This window comes from Rhizobium sp. N621 (genome assembly GCF_001664325.1).
GTDB classification, from domain to species: Bacteria; Pseudomonadota; Alphaproteobacteria; order Rhizobiales; family Rhizobiaceae; genus Rhizobium; species Rhizobium esperanzae.
Window position 1 is genome coordinate 839,029 of sequence record NZ_CP013495.1, and the last position, 25,297, is coordinate 864,325.

General features: G+C 62.3%; 26 protein-coding genes. 11 read left to right on the forward strand and 15 right to left on the reverse strand.

Features of this window, described 5'->3' with window-relative positions:
* Window positions 1-44: 44 nt before the first annotated feature.
* From AMK00_RS04100 to AMK00_RS04125, 6 genes are all read right to left on the reverse strand, one after another.
* Window positions 45-926: a DUF937 domain-containing protein gene (locus AMK00_RS04100; protein ID WP_064809655.1), complete on the reverse strand. Its 882-nt coding sequence runs from the start codon at window positions 924-926 to the stop codon at window positions 45-47.
* 98 nt (window positions 927-1,024) lie between these two features.
* Complete coding sequence (locus tag AMK00_RS04105) at window positions 1,025-2,398, reverse strand: glutamate--cysteine ligase (protein WP_064809656.1); 1,374 nt, start codon at window positions 2,396-2,398, stop codon at window positions 1,025-1,027.
* Window positions 2,399-2,543: 145 nt separating this feature from the next.
* Entirely contained in the window at window positions 2,544-3,281 is a 738-nt protein-coding gene (locus tag AMK00_RS04110) for a 16S rRNA (uracil(1498)-N(3))-methyltransferase (protein ID WP_064809657.1), read from the reverse strand.
* A gap of 17 nt (window positions 3,282-3,298) precedes the next feature.
* Window positions 3,299-4,798 (reverse strand): inorganic phosphate transporter, encoded by a 1,500-nt coding sequence (locus tag AMK00_RS04115; RefSeq protein WP_064809658.1) that lies wholly within the window; start codon window positions 4,796-4,798, stop codon window positions 3,299-3,301.
* Window positions 4,799-4,860: 62 nt separating this feature from the next.
* Window positions 4,861-5,370: an NUDIX hydrolase gene (locus AMK00_RS04120; RefSeq protein WP_064809659.1), complete on the reverse strand. Its 510-nt coding sequence runs from the start codon at window positions 5,368-5,370 to the stop codon at window positions 4,861-4,863.
* Between the two features lie 352 nt (window positions 5,371-5,722).
* Window positions 5,723-6,619 (reverse strand): LysR family transcriptional regulator, encoded by an 897-nt coding sequence (locus AMK00_RS04125; RefSeq protein ID WP_064809660.1) that lies wholly within the window; start codon window positions 6,617-6,619, stop codon window positions 5,723-5,725.
* A 157-nt stretch (window positions 6,620-6,776) separates the two neighbouring features.
* On the opposite strand from AMK00_RS04125, the gene AMK00_RS04130 reads away from it, so the two are divergent.
* The 4 genes from AMK00_RS04130 to AMK00_RS04145 all read left to right on the forward strand — a co-directional run bounded on the left by AMK00_RS04130 (window position 6,777) and on the right by AMK00_RS04145 (window position 11,446).
* On the forward strand, window positions 6,777-8,216 hold the full coding sequence (locus AMK00_RS04130) for an FAD-linked oxidase C-terminal domain-containing protein (protein ID WP_064809661.1): 1,440 nt from the start codon (window positions 6,777-6,779) through the stop codon (window positions 8,214-8,216).
* Window positions 8,213-9,412 carry a glycolate oxidase subunit GlcE gene (gene glcE, locus AMK00_RS04135; protein ID WP_064809662.1) on the forward strand — a complete coding sequence of 400 codons (1,200 nt, stop codon included), beginning with the start codon at window positions 8,213-8,215 and terminating at the stop codon, window positions 9,410-9,412. Before AMK00_RS04130 ends, glcE begins: the two co-directional genes overlap by 4 nt.
* 242 nt (window positions 9,413-9,654) lie before the next feature.
* Complete coding sequence (gene glcF, locus AMK00_RS04140; protein ID WP_064809663.1) at window positions 9,655-10,965, forward strand: glycolate oxidase subunit GlcF; 1,311 nt, start codon at window positions 9,655-9,657, stop codon at window positions 10,963-10,965.
* A 43-nt stretch (window positions 10,966-11,008) separates the two neighbouring features.
* Window positions 11,009-11,446 carry a hypothetical protein gene (locus AMK00_RS04145; RefSeq protein ID WP_064800798.1) on the forward strand — a complete coding sequence of 146 codons (438 nt, stop codon included), beginning with the start codon at window positions 11,009-11,011 and terminating at the stop codon, window positions 11,444-11,446.
* A 121-nt stretch (window positions 11,447-11,567) separates the two neighbouring features.
* Here AMK00_RS04145 and AMK00_RS04150 read toward each other — a convergent pair whose 3' ends face one another.
* The 3 genes from AMK00_RS04150 to AMK00_RS04160 form a co-directional block, all read right to left on the reverse strand.
* Window positions 11,568-12,242, reverse strand: a complete 675-nt coding sequence (locus AMK00_RS04150; protein ID WP_064805913.1) for an outer membrane protein — start codon at window positions 12,240-12,242, stop codon at window positions 11,568-11,570.
* A gap of 122 nt (window positions 12,243-12,364) precedes the next feature.
* Window positions 12,365-13,057: a L,D-transpeptidase gene (locus AMK00_RS04155; protein ID WP_064800799.1), complete on the reverse strand. Its 693-nt coding sequence runs from the start codon at window positions 13,055-13,057 to the stop codon at window positions 12,365-12,367.
* Between the two features lie 135 nt (window positions 13,058-13,192).
* Window positions 13,193-13,942 carry a L,D-transpeptidase gene (locus AMK00_RS04160; RefSeq protein WP_064809664.1) on the reverse strand — a complete coding sequence of 250 codons (750 nt, stop codon included), beginning with the start codon at window positions 13,940-13,942 and terminating at the stop codon, window positions 13,193-13,195.
* Window positions 13,943-14,171: 229 nt separating this feature from the next.
* Here AMK00_RS04160 and AMK00_RS04165 point away from each other — a divergent pair, with 229 nt between their 5' ends.
* Window positions 14,172-14,801, forward strand: coding sequence for a DNA-3-methyladenine glycosylase I (locus AMK00_RS04165; protein WP_064809665.1), 630 nt, complete (start codon window positions 14,172-14,174; stop codon window positions 14,799-14,801).
* Window positions 14,798-15,295: a hypothetical protein gene (locus tag AMK00_RS04170; protein WP_064809666.1), complete on the forward strand. Its 498-nt coding sequence runs from the start codon at window positions 14,798-14,800 to the stop codon at window positions 15,293-15,295. The genes AMK00_RS04165 and AMK00_RS04170 overlap by 4 nt, the downstream gene beginning before the upstream one ends.
* 12 nt (window positions 15,296-15,307) lie before the next feature.
* Here AMK00_RS04170 and AMK00_RS04175 read toward each other — a convergent pair whose 3' ends face one another.
* The gene (locus tag AMK00_RS04175; protein WP_064809667.1) at window positions 15,308-16,012 is read right to left on the reverse strand and encodes an HAD family hydrolase; all 705 of its coding nucleotides are present in this window, start codon (window positions 16,010-16,012) and stop codon (window positions 15,308-15,310) included.
* 254 nt (window positions 16,013-16,266) lie between these two features.
* On the opposite strand from AMK00_RS04175, the gene AMK00_RS04180 reads away from it, so the two are divergent.
* Window positions 16,267-17,316, forward strand: a complete 1,050-nt coding sequence (locus AMK00_RS04180; protein ID WP_064809668.1) for an aldo/keto reductase — start codon at window positions 16,267-16,269, stop codon at window positions 17,314-17,316.
* A 230-nt stretch (window positions 17,317-17,546) separates the two neighbouring features.
* Here AMK00_RS04180 and copM read toward each other — a convergent pair whose 3' ends face one another.
* The 3 genes from copM to AMK00_RS04195 all read right to left on the reverse strand — a co-directional run bounded on the left by copM (window position 17,547) and on the right by AMK00_RS04195 (window position 19,172).
* Window positions 17,547-17,903 (reverse strand): CopM family metallochaperone, encoded by a 357-nt coding sequence (gene copM, locus AMK00_RS04185; RefSeq protein ID WP_064809669.1) that lies wholly within the window; start codon window positions 17,901-17,903, stop codon window positions 17,547-17,549.
* Between the two features lie 76 nt (window positions 17,904-17,979).
* Window positions 17,980-18,348, reverse strand: a complete 369-nt coding sequence (locus AMK00_RS04190) for a hypothetical protein (RefSeq protein ID WP_064809670.1) — start codon at window positions 18,346-18,348, stop codon at window positions 17,980-17,982.
* A gap of 59 nt (window positions 18,349-18,407) precedes the next feature.
* Window positions 18,408-19,172: a hypothetical protein gene (locus tag AMK00_RS04195; protein ID WP_064811636.1), complete on the reverse strand. Its 765-nt coding sequence runs from the start codon at window positions 19,170-19,172 to the stop codon at window positions 18,408-18,410.
* Between the two features lie 129 nt (window positions 19,173-19,301).
* Between AMK00_RS04195 and hisS the strand changes: the two genes are divergently transcribed.
* From hisS to hisG, 3 genes are all read left to right on the forward strand, one after another.
* Complete coding sequence (gene hisS / locus AMK00_RS04200) at window positions 19,302-20,873, forward strand: histidine--tRNA ligase (RefSeq protein WP_064809671.1); 1,572 nt, start codon at window positions 19,302-19,304, stop codon at window positions 20,871-20,873.
* Window positions 20,874-21,053: 180 nt separating this feature from the next.
* Window positions 21,054-22,175, forward strand: coding sequence for an ATP phosphoribosyltransferase regulatory subunit (locus AMK00_RS04205; RefSeq protein ID WP_064809672.1), 1,122 nt, complete (start codon window positions 21,054-21,056; stop codon window positions 22,173-22,175).
* Window positions 22,172-22,867, forward strand: coding sequence for an ATP phosphoribosyltransferase (gene hisG, locus AMK00_RS04210; protein ID WP_064809673.1), 696 nt, complete (start codon window positions 22,172-22,174; stop codon window positions 22,865-22,867). Before AMK00_RS04205 ends, hisG begins: the two co-directional genes overlap by 4 nt.
* Window positions 22,868-22,944: 77 nt before the next feature.
* On the opposite strand, the gene AMK00_RS04215 is transcribed toward hisG, so the two are convergent.
* Window positions 22,945-23,364, reverse strand: a complete 420-nt coding sequence (locus AMK00_RS04215; RefSeq protein WP_064800810.1) for a DoxX family protein — start codon at window positions 23,362-23,364, stop codon at window positions 22,945-22,947.
* A 203-nt stretch (window positions 23,365-23,567) separates the two neighbouring features.
* On the opposite strand from AMK00_RS04215, the gene AMK00_RS04220 reads away from it, so the two are divergent.
* Window positions 23,568-24,278 (forward strand): glutathione S-transferase family protein, encoded by a 711-nt coding sequence (locus AMK00_RS04220; RefSeq protein ID WP_064809674.1) that lies wholly within the window; start codon window positions 23,568-23,570, stop codon window positions 24,276-24,278.
* Between the two features lie 214 nt (window positions 24,279-24,492).
* Here the strand turns inward: AMK00_RS04220 and AMK00_RS04225 are convergent, their stop codons facing one another.
* A complete protein-coding gene (locus AMK00_RS04225; RefSeq protein WP_064809675.1) occupies window positions 24,493-24,939 on the reverse strand; it encodes a hypothetical protein in 447 nt (148 codons plus the stop codon).
* Between the last annotated feature and the right edge of the window lie 358 nt (window positions 24,940-25,297).

Genomic DNA, 25,297 nt, shown 5'->3' on the forward strand with positions numbered 1-25,297 from the left:
CGCTTGACCCGGTGATCGGCTTTCCCAGCCATCGCCGGGTCTTTTTATGTCTTGGTGTCAGGGGAGGGCTTCGGCCGGTAGGTTTCGAAAATCGCCTCCAGGTTCCTCTGGTAGCTCTTCTGCACCTCAAGTCCGCTGTCGAACATGACGTTCAGCATGCCGGTATAGCTCTCGGCAGCGGCTTTCGCCTCTTCCTCTGGCGCTTCCGGCGTCTTGGCCGCCGATTGCTTGGCCACTGGTTGTTTGGCCGCCGGCTGCTGGAGCCCGGTCATCATCTCCTGGAAAGCCTTGGCGAAGGGATTGTCGAGGAAGGGATTCGGCTGCGGCGCCGGTTCCTGTTTCGGCACCGAGAACATCAGCTGCATCGCCTGTGTGAAGGGATTGTCAAAGATGTTCGGTTCCGGTGCCGCCTTCGGCTTCGGCGCAAAGCCGGTGCTCTCGAGCCATTTCTGAATGGTCTCGCCCATTGCTGTGTTGACAAAGGGATTGAGCGGCGAAGCCATCTGGCCGGTCGTCTGTTTGAACAGGCCGCCCATCAGTGTGTCGGCCAGCACCGGCAGCATCTGCTTGTAAATATCCTGGCCGATGCCGGTCATCTGCGCCGCCTGGGCGGCAACCGCACGCGAAACCTCTTTCGAGCCGAACAGCTGGGCAAGAATGTTGTTGCCGTCGGAAATGCCCTCCGGCGTGAAGGCTCGGCTCATATCCTCGAAATATCGCGCATAATTGCCGGAGGCGACGGCCTGCATCAGCCCGACGAAATCGTAAGGATTGCCGGTGCTGCGCTTCAGGCCGGCGGAAAAGGCCGGCATCAGCGCCGCCATCGCCTTGGTCGCCTGTTCCTGCGCCAGGTTGAATTGCCGGGCGACCGCCTCCATCGCCGCGCCGTTCTGCGCCTGCATCATCATGTCGAAGAGTGGCAGCATGGAGGTCCCTTTCCCCGAGTCGTGACGCGTTTTGACGTCACTATATCCGGAAATGGTAATGCGCAAACGGCTTTTTGCTAGAGGCGTTTAGGACGATCTCAGTACTGATAGTCCTCGAAGACCGGTTCGACGGAACCCTGCCAGCGGCCGTGATAGAGCGAAAGCAGATCCTCGGCGAGCGTCGCCTTCTTGGCAAGCACCTCGTCGAGCGGCGCAAGGAAGATGCTTTCGTCCTGGCCTTCGCCGTTGAGCTTGCCGCGCGCTTTGAGGCCGGCCTTCGATATGCCGACCACCTCGCGGGCCATCTCGAGCAGCGCGTGCCCGCGGAATTCAGCCTGCAACCCTTCGGCCGGAACGGCGTTGCGCAGGGCGCTGACCTCGGCAAAGCTCCAATCCTTCGTCAGCTCGTCGGCGGCCTCGAGCGCCGCATCTTCATAGAGCAGGCCGACCCAGAAGGCCGGCAAGGCGCAGATGCGCCGCCACGGGCCGCCGTCGGCGCCGCGCATTTCGAGGAAGCGTTTCAGCCGCACATCAGGGAAGAGTGTCGAAAGATGATTGGTCCAGTCGCCCATCGTCGGCGAGGGATCGGCGACCTCGCCCTTCAAGGCGCCGTTCATGAACTGGCGGAAGGTGACGTGCGTACAGTCGTGATAGCGCCCGTCACGGACGATGAAATACATCGGCACGTCGAGCGCCCATTCGGCATAGTCGCGGAAGCCGAAATCGTCGCGGAAGGTGAAGTCGAGCAGGCCGGAGCGCTGGTTGTCGACATCGCGCCAGATATCGCCGCGCCAGGAGAGCAAACCGTTCGGCTTGCCCTCGGTGAAGGGCGAGGAGGCAAAGAGCGCGGTCGCCAAGGATTGCAGCTTCATCGAGACACGCATCTTCTGGCGCATGTCGGCTTCCGAGGAGAAATCGAGATTCACCTGGATCGTGCAGGTGCGGTACATCATGTCGAGGCCCTTGGTGCCGACCTTCGGCATATAGCGGGTCATGATCTCGTAGCGCGATTTCGGCATTTGCGGCGTTTGCGCATAGGTCCATTTCGGACTGCCGCCGATCCCGAGGAAACGGATCCCCATCGGTTCGGCGATCTCGCGCAACGTCGCCAGGTGCTGGTTCGATTCCCGGCAGGTCTGGTGGATCGTCTCCAGCGGCGCGCCGGAGAGTTCGAACTGGCCGCCGGGTTCGATCGAGATCGCGCCCATGCCGTTCTGTTCGGCAAGGCCGATGATGTTGCCGCCGTCCAGGATCGGCTCCCAGCCGCTCTTTTTCTGCAGGCCGGTAAGCAGGGCGGAGATGCTGGCATCGCCGAAATAGGGAACCGGGCTGTTGTCGGCGCGGAAGAAGGCGAACTTCTCATGTTCGGTGCCGATCCGGAAGCGCTCCCGCGGCTTGTTGCCCGCGGCGATGTAATCGGTCAATTCCTGGACCGAAGAGAGCGGCGTCTGGTCGGTGGTGTCGCGGGCCATGCGGGGTACCTGTATTCGAAAGGCGCCCAGGGGGCCGGGCAATTGGAAGGTGATTAGGACCCAAGCCACGTATGTTGCAAGTGAAATTCTTTCAACGACGCATCAAAAAAACAGCAGTGATTTCCGCGTCAACCCGTTTTCGCAGTCACGTCCAGTCGCCGATCGTCGCCTGGACCACCGCCAGCGCCGCAACGGCCGCCGTATCGGCCCTGAGGATGCGCGGCCCGAGCGGAATGGCGGTAACGAAATCGAGGCTTCGAAGCCGCGCCCGCTCGTCTTCCGAAAAGCCGCCTTCCGGCCCGACGAGCAGAGCGAGATGCCTTTCCTGAATGGTTGCCAGCACCGGCAGCGGGTTTTGCCCGGCATCGCCCTCGTCGCAATAGATGATGCGCCGCTCGCTCGGCCAATGGTCGAGCAGATCGGAAAGTCTCACCGGTTCGGCCACGGCAGGGATGCCGAGAACGCCGCATTGCTCCGCCGCCTCGACGACATTGGCGCGCAGCTTGTCGAGATTGGTGATTTTGCCCTGCACGTGCTGGGTCATGACTGGCTGCAGCAGGCCTGCTCCCATTTCGACCGCCTTCTGCACGAGATAATCCATGCGCCCGATTTTGAGCGGCGCGAAGAGATAATGCAGGTCGCAAGGCGCCGGCTGTGGCCGCGTCTGCTCGGTTACCGTCAGCTGGATGCGTTTGCGTGTGGGGAAGGCGAGGGAGGCCTTCCACTCGCCGTCACGGCCGTTGAAGAGCAGGATCTCCGCAGCTTTCTCCATCCTCAGCACATTGGCGAGATAGTTGAACTGATCGGCATTCGCCTCCACGACGGCGCCGCTGGAAAGCGGCGCTTCGACGAAAAGCCGTTGCATGCGGAAATTGGCGCGCATTCGAAAAACCTGAGGTTTCAGACAAAGAGCGCGAACATAACCCAATAAATCATCGCCGCAAGCGCTCCCGAAACCGGTACAGTGATGATCCAGGCCGCGATGATTGTCATGAAATGCGAACGGCGCACGAGATAGCGCCGCCGCCTTTCATGAATGTTCGGCTCCTCCGGTTCATCCAGTTCCCAGCTGTCGGCCTTGCGCCTGATATAGGCGATGCGGCGCTTCGAACGGCGGGTGTACCATTCGCGGAAGAAGCCGACGCCGAACACGGCGCCGACGGCGATATGCGTGGTGCTGACCGGCAGGCCGAGCCAGGAGGCGACGATGACGGTGAAAGCGGTCGACAGTGCGACGCAGTAGGCGCGCATCGGGTTGAGCTTGGTGATCTCCTCGCCGACGAGGCGGATGAGGCGCGGCCCGAACAGCAGCAGGCCGACGGAGATGCCGAGGGCGCCGATCAGCATTACCCAGAGGGGCGGATGGCCCACGCCGCCGTCGCCGCCGATGCCGGCCGAATGGACGATCGCCGACAGCGGCCCGACCGCGTTCGAAACGTCGTTTGCGCCATGCGCGAAGGACAGCAGCGCCGCAGAGCCGATCAGCGGCAGCCGGAATAGCGCCCGCAGTGAGCTGTTGCGGTTTTCAAGATCCCGCGCTTGCGCGAGAACGAGTGGCCGAGCCGCAAGCCAGCTGACCAGCCCGATCCCGATACCGATCAGAATGACGGTGAAGGGCGGGAACCGGCCCGGAGGCGAGAGCTGCAGCACCATATAGGCCATGAAGGCGCCGGCCATCGCCGCGACCAGCACCGGCACCCAGAGTCGTGCCGCCGCGATCTTGTCGTCGCGATAGATGATGAGCGTCTTGACGAGGTAGAGCAGGCCGGCGGCAATCAATCCACCGATCAACGGCGAAGTGATCCAGCTCGAGGTGATCTCCAGCATGACCCGCCAGTTCACCGGCTCCGTCCCGACGGCCGAGATGCCGGCGCCGATCACTGCACCCACGATCGCATGGGTGGTGGAAACCGGCGCATTCATCCAGGTGGCGAGGTTGATCCAGAGGGCGGCGGCCATCAGCGCCGCCATCATGATCCAGCCGAGTATTGCCTCCGGCACCTCTACGGCATCGACGATGTTGGAGGAGATCGTCTTGACCACCTCGCCGCCGGCGATCGTGGCGCCGAGGACTTCGAAAATCGCGGCGATGACGAGCGCTTGGCCCATCGTCATGGCGCGCGCACCGACGGCCGCGCCGACATTGTTGGTGACGTCATTGGCGCCGATATTCATCGCCATGTAGCCGGCAAGGGCCGCCGCCGCCACGACGAGCATGGCTCCTGGGCGGTCGAACACATAGACACCGGCAAAGAGCATGGTCAGGCCGACGAAGATCAGCCCAAGCCCGGGCGCCACCAGTCGTCGCAACACATGCTTGGCCACGTCCTCGACATGAGTGATCCTGTCGAGGTCCTTGTCGAGTGTGCGTTTCGTGAGGACGGCAGGGCGTGGTGGCATTCTTTTTCCCAAGGATGAATCTGCTTCTACGCTGCCTTTCTAGCAGTGCAAGATGGCAGGATTCATTCCGCCGGGATTTGCTTCGCCGCTTTGGCAGAAAGCCTGTCGGTCAGCTTTCGCTTGAAGGCGAGGAACAGGTGGCGCAGCTCCGGTTCGCGCACGCGGGCGGCCGCTTCGTCGAACGAAACCCATTCGATGGTGCGTTCACCCTTTTCCTTGAAATTTTTCGCGATGCCGGTGACTTCAAGCGGATAGACTTGCACCTTGCAAGATACACGCACCCCATCCCGGAGCACCTTGGGATAGCTGTAGGCGCCAAGCGTCTCCATTTCGACTGAACCCTTGACCCCGGCTTCTTCCATGGCCTCCTGTGCGGCGACTTCGTGCGCACATTTGCCGTTCATCGGCCAGCCCTTGGGAATGACCCAGCGGCCGGTATCGCGGCTCGTCATCAGGAGAACCTCGAGCTTATCACCGTCCCCCACTCGATAGCAGAGCGCACCATATTGCTGTCGCGGCGGGCGCCGGAACATCAGTTGCACATCGGATGCCAGTCGGGCGAGAAGGGTCAATTGTCGGCTCACCTTTGTCGTTGATGTTAGGAATCGCTCATATATCTTGTATCACGGAAAGCTTGCGCAAGCCAAAATTTGCGGCATGATCCGAACGCGATTTGTTTCTCCCTGTTTCATAAGGAAATCGAGCTGGGGCAGGCTCGAAAAACCGTCACCTCCTGTCTCGAACGCGTCGCGTTGCACAGGTGTACAATATGATCCCGGCGTGCCTCCAAATCAATGGCGGGGCCGTTTGTTCCACCGGGATTTCAGATTTGGAGAACCGTGCGTCCCCTCGCCGGTGGCGTGGCCGACATCGGCCCAACGTGCAAACGCCCGTCTCGGTCCTTCGCGTTGACGTGAGGTGCTGTCAGCGCTCCCAATAGGGAACCGGCCCGTACAGCTCGGTGAGATAGTCGATGAACAGCCGCACCTTGGCCGGCAGGAACTGTCGGCTGGGATAGACGGCCGAAAGCGTGACATTGTGCGAGCCCTCATAGGCGGGCAGCACCTGCACCAAGCGGCCGGCCTTGAGTTCCTCGCCGATATCCCAGGTGGAGCGCAGCGCGATCCCGAGGCCTGATATGACAGCCTCGCGGATCACCTCGCTGGAATTGGTGATCAGCATGCCGTCGGGCCGCAGGCTGAGGGCGCCATCCGGCCCGGTCAGCCGCCAGGTATCGTTGTTGTGCGCCGGCAGGCAGCGATGGTGTTTCAGGTCGTCGATATGCCTGGGCTCGCCATGCGCGGCCAGGTAATCCGGCGAAGCGCAGAGCAGCCGGCGCACCGGCGCCAGCCGCCGGGCGACGAGGCTGGAATCGGTCAGTTCGGCAATCCGGATCGCCAGATCGAAACCGCCGCCGATGATGTCGCTGAATTCGTCGGTCAGCACAAGGTTGATCGCAAGCGCCGGGTGCGCCTGCATGAACGCCGTCAGATGCGGCGCGATATGCATGCGGCCGAACGAGGTCGGCGCCGAGATCTTCAGCGTGCCGTGCATCTGCGCCGAGCGGCCGGAAATGTAGAATTCGGCCTCCTCCAACCCGGCGAGAATGCCGAGAACGCGGTCGTAAAAACCCTGTCCGGCTTCCGTCAGCGAGATCTGCCGCGTCGTGCGCTGCAGAAGCCGGGTGCCGAGCCGGTCCTCCAGCCGCTTGATCCGCTTGGAGACGACCGCAGGCGAGAAGCCGAGCGCCCGCCCGGCCAGCGACATGCTTCCCGTCGAAACGACCTTGGCAAAGATTTCGAGATCGCCCAGATTGGTCATAAGGTTTTCAACTTTTTCCCCTTTTGGCATAAGTGCTTAGCATTTGCGCCAGTTTCGGGAAAGTGCTAAGCCGGTTCACCGGCGGCAGAGGCTGGCGGCCCGTCCCGCTGTCATCTTGCCGCTGTGATTTCCGGTCGTCAGGGTCAGGGAGGACACCATGTCCGACGCCATTCCGTTTCTCGCCCCGCGCGCCGATGTGCTGGCGCGCCGCGCCCGGATCGTTGCCGATCTCACCGATCTTCTGCCGCCGGAATGCCTGGTTCATGAGGCGCGCGAGCTGGTGCCATTCGAAACCGACGCCTTCGTGTCCTACCGCCGCCTGCCGCTCGCCGTTGCCCTGCCGCGCACCACGGCCGAGGTGGCAGCCGTCATGCGTTATTGCCATCGTTACGGTATTCCCGTGGTGCCGCGCGGCGCCGGCACCTCGCTGTCCGGCGGCGCCATTCCGCAGGAGGATGCCGTTGTGCTCGGCCTGTCGAAGATGAACAGTATTCTCGAAATCGATCTGCCGAACCGTGTCGCAGTGGTTCAGGCCGGTGTCACCAATCTCAACATCTCCGAATCCGTCTCGGCCGACGGCTTTTTCTATGCGCCTGATCCGAGTTCGCAGCTCGCCTGCACGATCGGCGGCAATATCGGCATGAATTCCGGCGGCGCCCACTGCCTGAAATATGGCGTCACCACCAACAATCTGCTCGGCGTCAGAATGGTGCTGGTCGACGGCACGGTGATCGAGCTCGGCGGCAAGGCGCTGGATGCGGCGGGTTACGATCTGCTCGGCCTCGTCTGCGGCCATGAAGGCCAGCTCGGCATCGTCACCGAAGCGACCGTGCGGCTGATCGCCAAGCCCGAAGGTGCGCGCCCGGTGCTCTTCGGCTTCGAGAGTTCGGAAGAGGCGGGCGCCTGCGTCGCCGATGTCATCGCCGCCGGCATCATCCCGGTTGCCATCGAATTCATGGACAAGCCGGCAATCGAGATCTGCGAGGCCTTCGCCCATGCCGGCTACCCCCTCGATGTCGGGGCGCTGCTGATCGTAGAGGTCGAGGGTTCGGAAGCCGAAATGGACGCCACCCTAAAAGACATCGTCGAGATCGCCCGCCGCCATGCTGTAAAGACCGTGCGTGAATGCCAGTCGGCTATTGAAGCGGCGCTGATCTGGAAGGGGCGCAAATCCGCCTTCGGCGCCACCGGCCGCATCGCCGACTATATCTGCATGGACGGCACCGTGCCGCTCAGCCAGCTTTCTTATGTGCTGAAGAAGACCACTGAGATCGTCGATCACTATGGCCTGAGGGTCGCGAACGTCTTTCATGCCGGCGACGGCAACATGCATCCGCTCATCCTCTTCAATGCCAATGACCCCGAGGATGCCGCCCGCGCAGAAGCCGCCGGCAACGATATCCTCAAGCTCTGCGTCGACGCCGGCGGCTGCCTCACCGGCGAACACGGCGTCGGCATCGAAAAGCGCGACCTGATGCGCCATCAGTATTCCAAGGCCGATCTCGCCCAGCAGATGGCGGTGCGCGCCGCCTTTGATCCCGGCTGGCTCCTCAACCCGTCGAAGGTCTTCCCGCTCGAAGGGCGCCCTGCCGCATGATCGACCTGATGCCGACAAGAGAGGAACAGGCGGCGGCGATCGTCCTAGCACATGCGGAGACGAACCGGCCGCTCGCTGTCTGTGGCGGTGATACGCGCTCGGGTTTCGGCAATGCCGTTGCATCAGAAGACCGGCTGCGATCGACCAGGCTTTCCGGCATCGTCGCCTACAATCCCGGCGAGATGGTCATGACAGCTCGCTCGGGTACGCCGCTTGCGGAAGTCGAGGCGGCCCTGTCCGAAGGTGGCCAGATGCTTGCCTTCGAGCCGATGGATCATCGCCCAGTCATGCGCAGGTCGGGCGAGCCGACGATCGGCGGCGTCTTTGCCGCCAATGTTTCCGGCCCGCGCCGCCTCATTGCGGGGGCCGCCCGCGACAGCCTGCTCGGCGTGCGCTTCGTCAACGGCAGGGGCGAGATCATCAAGGCCGGCGGCCGGGTGATGAAGAACGTCACCGGCCTCGATCTCGTCAAGCTGATCGCCGGCTCGCACGGCACGCTGGGTTTTCTCACCGAAGTCACCTTCCGCGTGCCGCCGCGCCCGAAGACCGAACAGACGCTGGTTCTGTCCGGCCTCAACGATGCCGAAGCGGCCAATGCCATGGCGGCGGCGATGGCGCTGCCGGTCGAGGTCTCCAGTGCCGCGCATCTGCCGCTGACGGTGACCTGGAAATTCCTTGCCGGCAAATTGCCCGAGGGCGAGGCGACGGTTCTGCGCGTCGAAGGCCTGCCCGGTTCGGTCGACGTGCGCATCGAAAAACTTGCGGCGGCGATGTCGGCCTTTGCCACGGTGACACGGCTGGATGAGCCGGAAAGCCGCAGGCTCTGGCAGGAGATTCGCGACGTGCTGCCCTATGCCGACGGCACGACGCGGCCGGTCTGGCGCGTCTCGGTCGCCCCAGGAACCGGCCATCAGCTGGTCGCGGCACTTCGCCTCGAAGCCGGCGTCGATGCCTTCTACGACTGGCAGGGCGGTCTCGTCTGGATGAGGATGGAGGCAGACCCCGAAGCGGAGCTGGTCCGCCGCTTCATCAAGGCGCTCGGCGGTGGCCATGCGACGCTGATCCGCGCGTCGGCGGTGGCGAGGGCGGCAACGGCTGCCTTTCATCCGGAGCCGGAGGCGGTGGCGATGCTGTCGCGGCGGGTGAAGGAAAAGTTCGATCCGGCGGGGATTTTTAATCCGGGGAAGATGGGGTGAGCGATAAGATGGCTCTGCGCGCGAGTTACCCCCCTCTGTCCTGCCGGACATCTCCCCCACAATGGGGGAGATCGGATCGCGGCAGCGGCTTCCCCAAACAACTGGGGCACTGCAGTTGGAATACGGCAGAGAATGGACGATGGTCCCACCTCTTGTTGATCTCCCCCCTTGTGGGGGAGATGTCCGGCAGGACAGAGGGGGGTGCCCCAGGCACAGCGCCCCCCAAGCGGAGGCCCCGCTAGATGCAAACCAACTTCACCCCGTCGCAACTGCTCGATCCCCATGTCGCCGAATCCGAGCAGATCCTGCGCAAATGCGTCCACTGCGGCTTCTGCACCGCCACCTGTCCCACCTATGTGACGCTCGGCAACGAGCTCGACAGCCCGCGCGGCCGCATCTACCTGATCAAGGACATGCTGGAAAACGGCCGTCCCGCCGATGCCGAGGTCGTCACCCATATCGACCGCTGTCTCTCCTGCCTTGCCTGCGTCACCACCTGTCCCTCGGGCGTCGACTATATGCATCTGGTCGATCACGCCCGCGCCCATATCGAAAAGACTTACAGGCGGCCGTTCATGAACCGGCTGACGCGCGCCATTCTCGCGGCCGTACTGCCCTATCCCGGCCGTTTCCGCCTGGCGCTCCATCTCGCCCGTCTCGGCCGCCCCTTTGCCGGCCTGATGCGGGGAGCGGCACTCAAACCCTTTGCCGCTATGCTGGCGCTCGCGCCACGCCGCATCCCCGCGCCTTCAGACTTTTCAAAACCCGGCACCCATCGGCCCGAGACGGCGCGGCGCGGCCGGGTGGCGATTCTCACCGGCTGCGCCCAGCCGGTGCTCGATCCCGGCATCAACGCCGCAGCGATCCGACTGCTGACGCGGCTCGGCATCGAGGTTGTGGCGCCGGAAGGTGAGGTCTGCTGCGGATCGCTGGTCCATCATATGGGCCGGTCCGAACAGGCGCTCGCAAGCGCCCGCACCAATGTCGATATCTGGACGCGCGAGATCGAGAGCCATGGCCTCGATGCGATCATCATCACCGCATCGGGCTGCGGCACGACGATCAAGGATTACGGTCACATGCTGCGCCTCGACCCCGCCTATGCCGCAAAGGCGGCGAGGGTCTCGGCGCTGGCAAAGGACATCGCCGAATATCTGGCGACCCTCGACCTGCCGGCTCATATGCCGAGGGGCATCACGGTCGCCTATCATTCGGCTTGTTCGATGCAGCACGGCCAGCGCATCACCCTTGCGCCAAAGCAACTGCTGAAGGCGGCGGGCTTCACTGTCCGCGATCCGGCCGAAGGCCATCTCTGCTGCGGCTCGGCCGGCACCTACAACATCATGCAGCCGGAGATTTCGGCGGAGCTGAAGGCGCGCAAGGTCAAAAACATCCAAGCCACCAAGGCCGATATCATCGCCACCGGCAATATCGGCTGCATCACTCAGATCGCCACCGGCACCGAGATCCCGATCCTGCATACGGTCGAGCTTCTCGATTGGGCCTATGGCGGCGCTGTGCCGGAAAAATTAACCGGTTTGCCGTTAGGCTGAAGGGAATGCAGGCCCATTCGGGCTGCTCCCGGGAGGTTGGGCGATGTGGCGGGGAATGATTGTATTTGCGGGACTGCTCGGTGCGGCAGGCGCGGCCCATGCCGACAGCCGCCTATTCTGTTCCGCCGATGACGCGCAGGCGCGGTTCACCCTCGAAAGCGGTTTTGCAAACGAAGGCGGCCATAGGCTCAACCATTTCCGCGGCGCGCTTATTGTCAAGGATCCCGCGCAAGCGGCTTTTGCAAAACGTCTGTTCGAATCGCAGCATCTGAGCAATCACTGGTCGCGCGATGGCGAACTGCTCCTGGAAGTCTTCGACGGCGGCGGTGACGATACCAGCGGCGCAACGCTGGATCTGGTGGTGGTTGCCGGCGCCCGCGGCAAGCCGGCGGCGAATTTCAGCGGCACCTATTCCCTGACAATCGAGGGCGGCAGCAAACCTTACGCCGCCGAGGGCAAGGTCAGCTGCGGCACGAAATAGAGCAATTTCAGGAAAAGTGTGAGCGGTTTTCCGTCCAAAATTGCGCCCAGACAAAAAGTTAGAGCGGTCCTGCTTTCATGAAAAGCAGGACCGCTCTAACGCCGCAGCTGAATTTCAATCATTACCAGTGGAACGATACGCCGACATTGACGGCGTTGGTGAAGATATTGGTCTTCAGCCGGTCGCCGCTGTCGATCGGAACGTCGACGCGCGAATAGGTGCCTTTGTATTCGACGAAGGTCGACCAGCGGTCGGTCACCTTGAAGTCGACGCCGGCTTGGGCCTGCAGCGTCACGCCGCCGAATTCGTAAGCCCAGGTCTTGCCCTCGGGGCGAATCACTTCGACATGCGGAATGTTCACGCCGATGCCGGCGCCGAGATAGGGCGTCCAGCGGCGGGTCGGATCCTGGAAGCGATAGAGACCGTTCACGGTGAGCAGGTTCAGGCCGTCGGTGAACTCGAAATGCGACCAGCCGGCCTTGGCGAGCGTGTCGTCGTCGGCATAGACCTTGTCATGGGTATAATCGAGCGAGATACCCCAGTTCGGCTTGTTGAAATTCTCGAGCCACCAGGTGACGCGGCCGCCATAATAGGGCGGGGCGCCGAAGGATTTGCCTTCCCAGCCGGCCGTAAAATGCGTGCCGTCCGAGACGTCGACGCCACTGTGCGGCGCGGTCTGATAGCCGCCGTAAATGGAGAATTCCAGGTCTTCCGCCGAGGCGGAGGCTGCTGAACAGATGGTGAAAAGCGCGATGCCCGCAAGCAGGGAGGCGGAGGAACGCAGCGCATATGTCATTGAATAGCCCCGATATTGCAAATATGTCGACTCTTAGGCACCAGTGCCAGCTTTCCGCCGTAAAGTCTAAGGAAAAGAAAAGGCGCGTCAGAATGCGCCTTTCGTTTTTTCGCAAGTGTTGCTCAGCCGCCGAACATCGTGCGCAACACGTCGATGCCCCGGTCCTCGAATGCCACCTTGCCCTGCTTGTTGCCGGGACCGATGACGATCACCTTGGTGCCGACGGGGGCACGATCATAAAGATGCATCACGTCCTCGTTCATCATGCGGATGCAGCCGGAAGACATGTTCAGGCCGATCGTCCAGGGCTGGTTGGTGCCATGGATGCGGAAGATGGTGTCGCGGCCGCCCTGATAGAGATACATGGCGCGCGCACCGAGCGGATTGTCCTCGCCCCCTTCCTGGAAGGCGGGGATGATGTGGCCCTTGGCGGCTTCGCGGCGGCGCATTTCGGCCGGCGGCGTCCAGGCCGGCCATTCGGCCTTGCGGCCGATCTTGACGATACCAGACCAGCCGAAGCCGTCGCGGCCGACGCCGATGCCGTAGCGGGTGGCGCGGTTGTTCCCTTCGACAAGGTAGAGATACTTGTTGTTGGTATCGATGATGACGGTGCCGGCCACTTCCGTCGTCACCAGGCGCACTTTCTTGCGCTTGAACTGCGGCTTCACATATTTCGGCATCTGCGCGACGCGCACGATCTGCGCCGGAGCCCGTGTATTGTCGGGCGTGGAGCCTGCCGGTGCTGCAAAGGCGGATGTAGACATCAAGGACAAGACAAGTCCGGCGGCAGCCAGACCCGGCATTAGTTTGATCATGATCGATTCCCCTCAAGCAAATTCGCCCGAAGCTACATGAACTCCTGCTCGATTCAAGATCGACCCGGCCGGATAAAGCAATTTCGCTGAAGGAAACCGCCTGTTCTTGCGGCTTCCAAGATATCGCCTGTGTCTTTACATGACGATGACGCGGGTTCCGACGTTGACGCGGTCGTAGAGATCGACGACGTCCTCGTTGCGCAGGCGGATGCAGCCGGACGAAACAGCGCTGCCGATCGACCAGGGCGCATTGGTGCCATGGATGCGATAGAGCGTCGAGCCGAGATACATGGCGCGGGCGCCGAGCGGGTTTTCCGGGCCGCCGTCCATGCGCGCCGGCAGATAGTGGCCTTTGGCGGCCTCGCGGCTGATCATCTCGGAAGGCGGCGTCCAGTCCGGCCATTCCGTCTTGCGGGTGATCTTGTGGGCGCCGGCCCATTCGAAGCCGGGCTTGCCGACGCCGACCCCGTAACGCCGCGCTTTGCCGCCGTCCATGATGAGATAGAGAAAGCGGTTATTGGTATCGATGACGATGGTGCCGGGTTTTTCCGTGGTGTCGTAATCGACCATCTGCGGCAGATACTGCGGCTCGATCGGATGGCGGATCGCCGGGATGCCGGGATTGATCGCTGAGACGGTCTGCGGTGCCGGCTGCGGCGCCTGACGGATGACGCGGCGCTGGAAAAGGCCGCGCTGCTGCGGCTGGACGACGGGGCGCTGATAGACGACGGGGCGGACCGTGCCGCCGCCGAGCTGGTTGATCCATGGCGCGGTGAGGTCGGGGCTGAGGACGACGGGCGGTCGGGTGGCGTAGCGGTCGTCTGCAATGGCGGCCGTGGAGAAGATGCCGCAGAAGGCTGCGGCAAGAAAAAGGTGTTTCATCATCGGACGAACTCTCTACAAATGACCGAAAATAGACTGGCGGGACGGGTCCGCCTGGGCGGAGATGGTCCGCCCGGGAAAGACGCTGCCATCCCATCCGCCAGCGAATGGTAAAGATCGATCCATGAAAGACCGACCGGCCGAATAAACTTTTCGTCAGGGTTACCGATCGGTTTGGAAAGACGGTTTGCAAATGGTAAAGCCGGAATCATGACCGGAGAACGAAGCGGACATGAGCACGACTGGCATCATCATCGGCGAGGACGGCAGGGGCCGCTGCCACTGGCACGCCAACTTGCCGGACTATCTCAAGTATCACGACGAGGAATGGGGCCGCCCTGTCACCGACGATATCCGCCTCTTCGAGAAGATCTGCCTCGAAGGTTTCCAATCCGGGCTTTCCTGGCTGACCATCCTGCGCAAGCGGGAGAATTTCCGCGCCGCCTTCGCCGGCTTCGATTTCGAGAAGGTTGCCCTCTTCGGTGAGAAGGATGTGGCCCGCTGCCTGGCCGATGCCGGCATTATCCGTCATCGCGGCAAAATCGTTTCGACGATCAACAATGCCAGGCGCGCCCTCGAGCTCCGCGACGAATTCGGCTCGCTCGCCCGTTATTTCTGGCGCTACGAACCCGGCCACAATGAGCGGCCTGTTGTGGTCGACCGTGAACACATCGTCGCCAATCCGACGACGCCGACATCGGTCACCATTTCGAAGGATCTGAAGAAACGCGGCTGGACCTTTGTCGGCCCGACCACAGTTTATGCCTTCATGCAGGCGATGGGCCTCGTCAACGATCATCTCGAGGGCTGTTTCTGCCGGCCCGAGGTGGAGGCGATGCGCGCCGTCCTGGTTCGACCATGAAAGATCTGTCCGTGAGAATAGTGTTCGCCGCCCTTGCCCTGTTGTTCTTGCCGGCCTTTGCCATGGCGCAGACGCCGCAGCTCGATCCCGGCGAGAAGCTGGAGAAGCTGCAGTTTCCGGCCGTCACCATGCAGCTCAAGGGATGGACGAAATTCGGCAGCGGCCACGTCTACACGCTGCCGGTGCGCGCCGGTCAGCACGTGAAGATCGATTTTTCCACCAGGAGCAAGTTCGCCTTCCTGGCGATCTTCGACCTGTCGAAACCCGACGACGAAGCTTTCTTCGGCACCGATGAGGACGGTTTGAGCTTCCAGACGACGGTGAAGGAAAACACCACCTGGCTGCTGCGTCCCTACTACTCCAAGGTCTCGCCGCGCCGCGGCCTCGGCGCTCCCTTCAGCATTTTGATCGAGCCGTTGGCCGCCGCCCCGCAGCAGCCGCCGGAGCCGGAATCGCCCTCACTGTTTCCGAAGGCGCCTCCCAAGGCGAAATGACGCACGCCCCCGCTATGCCAGCCGTTCGATCAACTCGCGCAATTCGCCGAGATGGCCGATCTTGCGAAAACGCGGCGCCTCCGTCGGTTCGTCCACATGTTCCAGCACCCAGGTGAGTTCGTGCGGCACGAAGACGCCGTAACTGCCAGCGGCGATCGCCGGCACGATATCCGATTTCAGCGAATTGCCGACCATCATCGCCCGCTCCGGCCCGTCCCCGACCTTGGCGAAGATGCGGCGATAGGTGACGGCCGTCTTGTCGGATACGATCTCGACCGCATCGAAGAAGTCGCCGAGCCCGGATTGGGCAAGCTTGCGCTCCTGGTCGAAGAGATCGCCCTTGGTGATCACGACCAGCAGATATTTGCCGGCAAGCGCCTCCAGCGTGTCGCGCGCATGCGGCATGGTCTCGACCGGATGGCTGAGGAGGTCGCGGCCGGTATCGAGGATCTTGGCGATGACGCTGGCCGGCACTTTGCCCTCGGTGATCTCGATCGCCGTCTCGATCATCGACAGCGTGAAGCCCTTGATGCCGAAGCCGTAATGGCGAAGATTGCGTTTCTCCGCTTCCAGCAGCCGCTCGGAAATCTTCGGGCCTTCGGCGAAATCGGCAAGAAGCTCGGTAAAATGGGCTTCCGTCAGTCGGTAATATTGTTCGTTCTGCCAAAGCGTGTCGTCGGCATCGAAGCCGATCGTCGTCAGTGCTCGGGTCGTCACATGCGCACCTCTTGAACTATGGCCGCAATCTATCGGCCGCCTGTGTCGAGACAAGGGCTATGTCGAGACAAGGGCGTCCGCCTTCGATGCGACAAGGCTTGGCGTTGAAAAGCGTCGCCGTCGCACTACATCGAATGGGCCTCACCCAGCAGCCAGCCACGGCTGTGCCTGTCGCGCGCAGGCCAATAATCAAAAGATGAAGTTCTTCCGTTCGCAAGTCCCTCTTGCGGCAGACACAAAGGATTTTTTCGACCATGCGTTACAATCAACTCGGAAATACGGGACTTTTCGTCTCGGAAATCTGCCTGGGCACGATGACCTTCGGCGAAGCCAAAGAAGGCAGCATGTGGGGCGCCATCGCCGATGTCGACCAGAATGCCGCCGATCGGATCGTCGAGCGCTCGCTTGCAGCAGGCGTCAATTTCATCGATACGGCCGACGTCTATTCAGCCGGCGAGTCCGAAAGGCTGCTCGGTCAGGCGCTGAAGAACCTCGACATCCCCCGCAAGGACGTCGTCATCGCCACCAAGGTCTATGGCGTCATGGGCGACCAGCCGAACGACCGCGGCGCCTCGCGCGGCCACATCATGGATTCGGTCGAGGCGAGCCTCAAGCGCCTGCAGACAGATCATATCGATCTCTACCAGATCCACGCGACCGATACGGTGACGCCGATCGAGGAGACGCTGCGCGCCTTCGACGATCTCATTTCGCGCGGCCTCGTGCGTTATATCGGCGTTTCCAACTGGCAGGCGTGGCGTATTTCAAAGGCGCTCGGTCTCTCCGAACGCCGCGGCTTTGCCCGCTTCGAAACCGTGCAGGCCTATTATTCCATCGCCGGCCGCGATCTCGAACGGGACATCGTGCCGATGATGCAGGAGGAAAAGCTCGGCCTGATGGTCTGGTCGCCGCTCGCCGGCGGCCTGCTCTCCGGCAAGTATGGTCCGGGCGCCCCCGGCAACGGCGAGGGCCGCCGCGCTAGTTTCGACTTCCCGCCCGTCGACAGGGACCGGGCCTGGGCCTGCGTCGCCGTCATGCGCGAGATCGCCGAAAAGCACGGCGTCAGCGTCGCGACCGTGGCGCTCGCCTATATTCTCGCCAAGCCTTTCGTCACGACGGTGATCATCGGCGCCAAGCGCGTCGACCAGCTCGACCAGAACCTCGCTGCCGTCAAGCTGAAGCTCGATGAAGACGATTTGAAAAAGCTCGACGAGGTGAGTGCCCTTGCTCCGGAGTATCCTGGCTGGATGCTGTCGCGGCAGGGCGCGGGCCGCCGGCCGGCGGATTTCGAGGCGAAGGACTGAGGTCGCTCGAACCAGTAGGGAACGCCTGATATAAGGCGTTCCCTAGTTTGTTGACTACTTCTCCTCCGTCATGCCCGGCCTTGTGCCGAGCATCTGAGCACAGCAATTATTTGACGGGAAAACAAATATTTTTCAATCGCTTAATTCGATCGCAGCAGATCCTCGGCACAAGGCCGAGGATGACGTCGTGGGTGTTGCAGTGGTTGTTAGCAGCCTCTGGCAGCGATCGTTTACTTGCCGTGGGCCTTGAGCCAGGCGTTCATCTCCGCGATCTCGGCTTCCTGCGCCTTGATGACCGTTTCGGCGAGCTTGCGGATTTTAGGATCCTTGCCGTATTGGAGCTCGACCTTGGCCATGTCGATCGCGCCCTGATGGTGCGGGATCATGCCGCGCACGAAATCGACGTCGGCATCGCCGCTATACTCGATCATCATATTCTTGTGCATTTTGTCGTTCGCCTCGCTGAAGGCGTGGCTCGCCGCGTCGTGGCTGCCCATTGGCTTGCTCATATCCATGGGCTTGTCTTCGGCAAAAACGGGGGCGGCAAAAGCGGCAATTGCGGTAAGCGTGATGATTTTCAAAGACATGAGAGTTCCTTCCTCTGTCTGACAATAGAGTTTTCCGGGCAGCCGAAGCCGCCCATTCTGCATGGAAAATCCGGGATCAGACCAGTCGGGGAGGGGGCGCCTGTGGAGCAGGCCTGTTGTCATCGAGGGCGCGGGCAAGCGGCGGCGCGGGATAGCCGAAATCGGCTTTTCCGCCGGCGACGGCCATTGCTCCCGGCGGCAGCAGAAGACAGGCGGCGCAAAGCGGCATATGTGCGGAGTTTCCGCTGGCGCAGGGATCTTTCAAGGGAGCGGCCTGGCCCGCTTCTTTCGGCTTATGCATGCCAGCCATTTCGTGGTGCATGCTGCCGCTGTCGACGGCAACCGGCGCATTCATCGACGCGCATGTCGGACAGCCCGCCCATGCCGACATGGCGCCGTAGACCAGCCAGCCGAGAAACATCGTGATGAGGGCGAGCATGCGCATGGCGTCTGATATAGGTGAATGCCGGCTGCAAGCCAAGTACCGCCGGGGGCACATCCCGATCACCAGCCGGCAATGACCTTGTGTTCGATCCGGTAATCCCTGCTCTCCTCGCCGAGCGGAGCGACCGGCCATGTCCAGACCGCTTTCGCCGGCGGCGGGGCGACGCCGTGCAGCAGGTCGGCCTCCTCATGTGTTTTACCGTTGCGATCGATGACGGCATAGGCGATGTCGGTCACGAGGCAGTGCCGGCAGGAAAGTCCGGAAAGGCCGCTGAGATGCGCCGCGATCAGCCTCTCCACCGTGTCTTCAGGCATTCGACCGGTCGCCTCGGCTTCATGGCGCCGCTTCACGCCGCGGCCGATCTGGGACAGGAGATTGGCGGAAACCACGAAATCGAGATAGGGCACGTTGCGCAGAAAGCCGAGCGGCTCCGGCTCCTGACCGGCGGCGAGATCGTCGTAGCCGGAGAGATCGCGCTCGATCAGCCGGACGTTGCGATAGCCCTTGGCCGCAAGCCAGAGCCGCACCGAGGCGAGATGAACGAGATCGACAAGCACGACGGTGTCGAAGCTTTTCGCCAGTTCCTCGATCGGCACGTCCCGCAACAGGCCGGAGCCGAGCACGACGGCGGTCCGCTTCTGCCTGAGGCCGGCCGCCGCTGCACGGATAGCGTTGCGGCTCTTCTCCTCGTGGTCGGCCCAATCCCCGGCGCAACGCCCGGCCCGCGACCAGAGATTGACGGAATAGCGGATGAACTTCCGGTGGGGCTTGCCGGTCAGCGGCAATGTCGCGGCATAGAGGAGCGCCTCGGTGATCATGAGCATATCCGCATTCTGAACAAGGCCGCATTGTTCAATCGATTCTGGTAGCGCCATCAAGGCCCTTCGCCCTTGCCGCTCCCCGCCCAATCCGCTAGGACACCGCCACTGTCACAGTCAGCGGAATTCCCGGAAATGAACGACAAGCAGAAGAAACCGCAAAAGCTCAAGGCCCGCCTGCCGCGCGGCTTCGTCGACCGCTCGGCCGACGATATCCGCGCCGTCAACGAGATGACGGCAAAGATCCGGGAAGTCTATGAGCATTATGGTTTCGATCCTGTGGAAACGCCGCTGTTCGAATATACCGATGCGCTCGGCAAGTTTCTGCCCGACAGCGATCGGCCGAACGAGGGCGTCTTCTCGCTGCAGGATGATGACGAGCAGTGGATGTCGCTGCGTTACGACCTGACGGCGCCGCTCGCCCGCCATGTCGCCGAGAACTTCAACGAGATCCAGCTTCCCTACCGCACCTATCGCGCCGGTTACGTCTTCCGCAACGAGAAGCCGGGCCCGGGCCGTTTCCGTCAGTTCATGCAGTTCGATGCCGATACGGTCGGCGCGCCGGGCGTCCAGGCAGATGCCGAAATGTGCATGATGATGGCCGATACGCTGGAAGCTCTCGGCATCAAGCGCGGCGACTACGTCATCCGCGTCAACAACCGCAAAGTTCTGGACGGCGTGCTGGAGGCGATTGGCCTCGGTGGCGACGACAAGGCTGGCCAGCGGTTAGCGGTGCTGCGCGCCATCGACAAGCTCGACAAGTTCGGCCCGGAAGGCGTGGCCCTGCTGCTCGGTCCCGGCCGCAAGGACGAATCCGGCGATTTCACCAAGGGCGCCGGGCTCAACCAGGAGCAGATCGACAAGGTTCTCTTCTTCGTAGGCATCAAGGATTACACCGAAAGCGCCGGCCGCCTCGCCGAACTCGTCGCGGGAACCTCGAAGGGCGGCGAAGGCGTCGAGGAGCTGAATTTCATCGGTGCGCTCGTTTCAAGCGACGGCTATGGCGCCGATCGCATCAAGATCGATCCCTCCGTCGTGCGCGGCCTCGAATATTATACCGGCCCGGTCTATGAGGCGGAGCTTCTTTTCGACGTCACCAATGAGAAGGGCGAGAAGGTCGTCTTCGGTTCCGTCGCCGGCGGCGGCCGTTATGACGGCCTGGTTTCCCGTTTCATGGGTCAGCCGGTGCCGGCGACCGGCTTTTCGATCGGCGTCTCCCGCCTGATGACGGCGCTGAAGAACCTTGGCAAGCTCGGAGCCAGCGCGGTGATCGAGCCGGTGCTGGTGACCGTCATGGACGGTGATGTCGAGGCGATGGGCCGTTATCAGAAGATGACGCAGCAACTGCGCGCCGCCGGCATCCGCGCCGAGATGTTCCAGGGCAACTGGAAGAAATTCGGCAATCAGCTGAAATATGCCGATCGCCGCGGTTGCCCCATCGCCATCATCCAGGGCGGCGACGAACGCGCCGACGGTGTCGTGCAGATCAAGGATCTGATCGAGGGCAAACGGCTCTCCGGCGAGATCGAGGATAATGCCAGCTGGCGCGAAGCCCGCGTGGCCCAGGAGACTGTGCCGGAAGCCGACTTGGTCGCCAAGGTGAGGGAGATCCTTGCGGCGCAAGCGGAGGATCGGAAGAGGGCTGCCCTGGGCCTCGAAATTCCCTATGATCCCACCCAGGCCGGTGACACCGATGACGACATTTGAGAAGGATCTCCCCTTCTCCCTTCGGGGAGAAGGTGGCCCGAAGGGTCGGATGAGGGGGCGACATAGCAGAAGCTGTCCTTCGCTCGCCGCTCAGGACATTCGTCGTTTCCACTCCTCATCCCCCTCATCTGCCCTGTCGGGCATCTTCTCCCCGCTGGGGAGAAGAGGGAAGTTCAGCCTATGCCCCTGATCAATCTCCCCGAATTCTCCAGGGACCTGCTCTCCGAATTTGCCGCCCGCAACGCCGAGCGCATCGATACGCCTGTCATTCAGCCGGCCGAGCCGTTCCTCGACATCGCCGGCGAGGATCTGCGCCGCCGCATCTTCATGACCGAGAGCGAAACCGGCGCCAGCCTCTGCCTGCGTCCGGAATTCACCATCCCTGTCTGCCTGCGCCACATCGAGACGGCAACCGGCACGCCGAAGCGTTACGCCTATCTCGGCGAGGTCTTCCGCCAGCGGCGCGATGGCGCCAATGAATTCTACCAGGCCGGCATCGAGGATCTCGGCGACATCAACATACCGGGCGCCGATGCGCGCGCCATCGGTGACGCCACAGGCATTCTCGCCCGCCTTCTGCCGGGCCGGCGCTTAGCCGTGACGTTGGGCGATCAGGCGGTGTTCGAGGCAGTCGTCCAGGCGCTCGGCCTGCCGCTCGGGTGGCAGAAGCGGCTGATCCACGCTTTCGGCAACATGACGCAGCTGGAGGCGCTGCTGGCCGGCCTCGTCAGCCCGCAATTCGTCACCGGCCTCGACGACGATATCGCCAGGCTTGTTGCCTCAGGCAACGAGCCGGCGCTGGTCGCCCATATCGAGCACGAGATGCAGGCGACTGGTTATTCGACGAATGCCAGCCGCTCGCCGCTGGAAATCGCCCGACGCCTCAAGGAAAAGCTCGTCCTGTCCGAGACGCGTCTCGACGATGCCGCCTTCCATGTGCTGGAAGAGTTCCTGTCGCTGCATGTGCCGCTCGTCAATGCGTCCGCAGCCCTTGCCGGCTTTGCCGACGCTGCCGGCCTGAAGCTCGGTAATGCGCTGTCGCGCTTCAACGGCCGCGTCGCCGCCCTTGCCGATACCGGCGTCGATCTGTCCTGCCTGGACTACCGCGCCGCTTTCGGACGTCCGCTCGACTATTACACCGGCCTTGTCTTCGAGGTGACGGTGGAAGGCTCGAGCGCGGTTCTGGCCGGCGGCGGCCGCTTCGACCGGCTGTTGACCTTCCTCGGTGCGACGGACCGCATTCCGGCCGTCGGCTTCTCCTTCTGGCTCGACCGCATCGAAACCGAAAGGGCAGCCGCATGACCATCACCATCGCGCTTCCCTCCAAGGGCCGGATGAAGGACGACGCTTCGGCAATCTTCGAACGGGCCGGCATGCCGATATCGGCTGTCGGCAACGACCGCTCCTATCGCGGCCGCGTCGAAGGCTGGGACGATGTCGAGGTTGCCTTCCTGTCGGCGTCGGAAATCTCCCGCGAGCTCGGCAACGGCACCGTCGATTTCGGCGTCACCGGCGAGGATCTGATGCGGGAAGGTTTTGCCGAAGTCGACAAGCGTGTCGAATTCTGCGCCCGGCTCGGCTTCGGCCATGCCGATGTCGTCGTCGCGGTGCCCGAGATCTGGCTCGATGTCGAGACCATGGCCGATCTCGGCGATGTCGCCGTCGATTTCCGCGCCCGCCACTCCAGGCGCCTTGCCATCGCCACCAAATACTGGCGCCTGACCCAGCAGTTCTTTTCGAGCCAGCACGGCATTCAGCTTTATCGCATCGTTGAAAGCCTGGGCGCAACCGAGGGCGCTCCGGCGTCCGGTTCGGCCGATATCATCGTCGATATCACCTCCACCGGTTCGACCCTGCGCGCCAATCATCTGAAGGTGCTCCAGGACGGCGTCATCCTGCATTCAGAGGCTTGCCTCGTGCGTGCCCGCAAGGAGAGCCATGCAGATCAACCCGTGGTGCAGGCGATCGTCGACGCGGTACGCGCGGCCCTCTGATCTCCACTGTCAACGCGTAAGAAAACCCGCCGTCAGTTCAATGACGGCGGGTTTTGCATGCTTGGGAGGAGATGGAATTAGCGGGCAGCGACGGCCTGCAGACCACGCCGCGCGTCAATCGAATAGGCACCGGCACCGGCGGTGGCGAGCAGGATGTACGCGCCGGCCAGCGTGATGTTCTTCATGACCATGATCTGGTTGAGAATGTTCACGAGTTCCGTGCCACTTGCGTAGGGCAGATGGAAGGCAACGCCCGTAAAGACGCAGAAGGCGGCGAGCAGCCAGCCGGCAATGCGGACCTGGAAGCCGGTGAGAACCGCAAGGCCGGCGAGCAGTTCGAAAAGGCCTGCGACATAGGCCAACAGGGTTGCTGCCGGCAGGCCGGCACCGGCGATCATGCCCGCAGTACCGGCAGGATCGGTTAGCTTCATGAAGCCGGAAAGGATGAACATGAAAGACAGAAGGATGCGGGCAATCAGGATGATGGCGTTCGACATGGATGTTGTCTCCGTTTGAAGGGCTCTGGAGATCTTGGTGCCCCCGGCACGCTGTGGATCTCTGATACCCCTATCTCGCCTATTTCTTACGTCATGGAAAGATAAACAGAAGGGGACGCTTCGTTCAATAATCTGGAACGATACCCTCGCTTGCTTTTCCGGAGCCTCGTCTCCTATGGTCGGCTGTTAATATGGAGTCTCTTATGGCAGATCTTTCCGCATTTCCGATCACCACGCGCTGGCCGGCGAAAAACCCCGACATCATCCAGCTCTATTCCCTTCAGACGCCGAACGGGGTGAAGGTATCGGTCGCCCTCGAAGAGTTCGGGCTCCCCTATGAGCCGCACTATATTTCCTTTGCCGCCAACGAGCAGAAGTCGCCGGAATTCGAATCTCTCAATCCGAACGGCCGCATTCCGGCGATCATCGATCCGAACGGGCCCGGGGGAAAGCCGATCGGCCTGTTCGAATCCGGCGCCATCCTGCTCTATCTCGCCGAAAAGACCGGCAAGCTCATCCCCGAGGATGCCGCCGGCCGCTACGAATGCATTCAATGGGTTTTTTTCCAGATGGCTGGCATCGGCCCGATGTTCGGCCAGTTCGGCCATTTCCACAAATTCGCCGCCGACAAGGTCGCCAACAATTCCTATCCGGTGGAGCGCTACCGCGATGAATCCAAACGCCTGCTCGGCGTGCTCGAAGGCCGGCTGCAGGGTCGTCAATGGATCATGGGCGATCAATATACGATCGCCGATATCACCACTTTCACCTGGGTTCGCGGCGCCGACATCTTCTATGGCGGCCGCGAGGTGCTCGAATATGCGAAATTCCCCGCGGTTTCCGATTGGCTGGAGCGCTGCATCGCCCGTCCGGCCAGCGAAAGGGGTCTGAATATTCCGGTCAAGCCGGAGTAACGGAAAGCACAAAGCCACCCTTGCCGCAGGCGGCTGCCGTGAGGCTGCCCCTCACCTTAGCCTCGTAAACCGGGCGAGGGGACGTGCCCAGCACGAGGTTGGTGGGAAACGGAGAGGTCGCGGCATGGTCCCGCAAGCGGGGAGAAGATGGCGGCAGCCGGATGAGGGGCTGATCCGCCCTCGGGAGCGGCCTTTTCATCTTGTACTGGCGGTCTTATTGCCGGCGTGTGATCTGCCTTGCGCCTTCCAGCTTGAAGCGGGGAAAGATGAAGATGCCGGTCATGCTGCCGCTGTATTTCTCCTCGAGTCCGTTCGACTCGCCCATGCAGAACAGCGGCTGGCGCAAGCCGTTCGGCATGATGATCGTCGTCGAAAAGCAGAAGGAGGAGCAGTGCGTCGCCGCCTGCTCGAACAATTCCAGCACGCGGGAGCGATCCTTGCTATCGTAGCAGCGGATCAGGTTCAGCAGCCCGCATTCCTCGGCGGTGAGGCCGTGCAGCATCGCGCTCCATTTGCCGAGACGGATCAGGCCGCTCGAAAAATCTCCGGTCCAGCTTTCGGAAACCGACAACTGCGCCAGCATCTGGTGATTTTGATGGTTGTCGTTCAGCGAGCCAGTCATCAAGGGCACGGCTGCATTGGCTTTGGCGATCTTAAACAAGGCGTTCCCCAGTTCGGATGCGGCTCCTCCGCCGCACGCACGTCAAACACAAGAAACAGGATCATGTAGCAGCGGACATTATGTCCGCGCCGGCATTCGCCGCTCATCGCCACAGCCATCGGGCTTCCGAAACGGAACCTTCAAACCGAACGTTCTGGCGTCGCTTTTTCGCGCTCCGGCCTCGTTTGAGGCGAAAATTATCGCCGGGGCGCACGTCAATTGCTGCGCGGATTTATAGGAGCTTTTAAACAAACGGCAACGCCTTTTTCAGAGACGGTGCGGCGGCTATTTTCTAGAGGCTCCCGCATTCCCCCGGCCGGTTTCGTCAGAAAAGTAGCAAAAATTGCTGTTTTTGGCA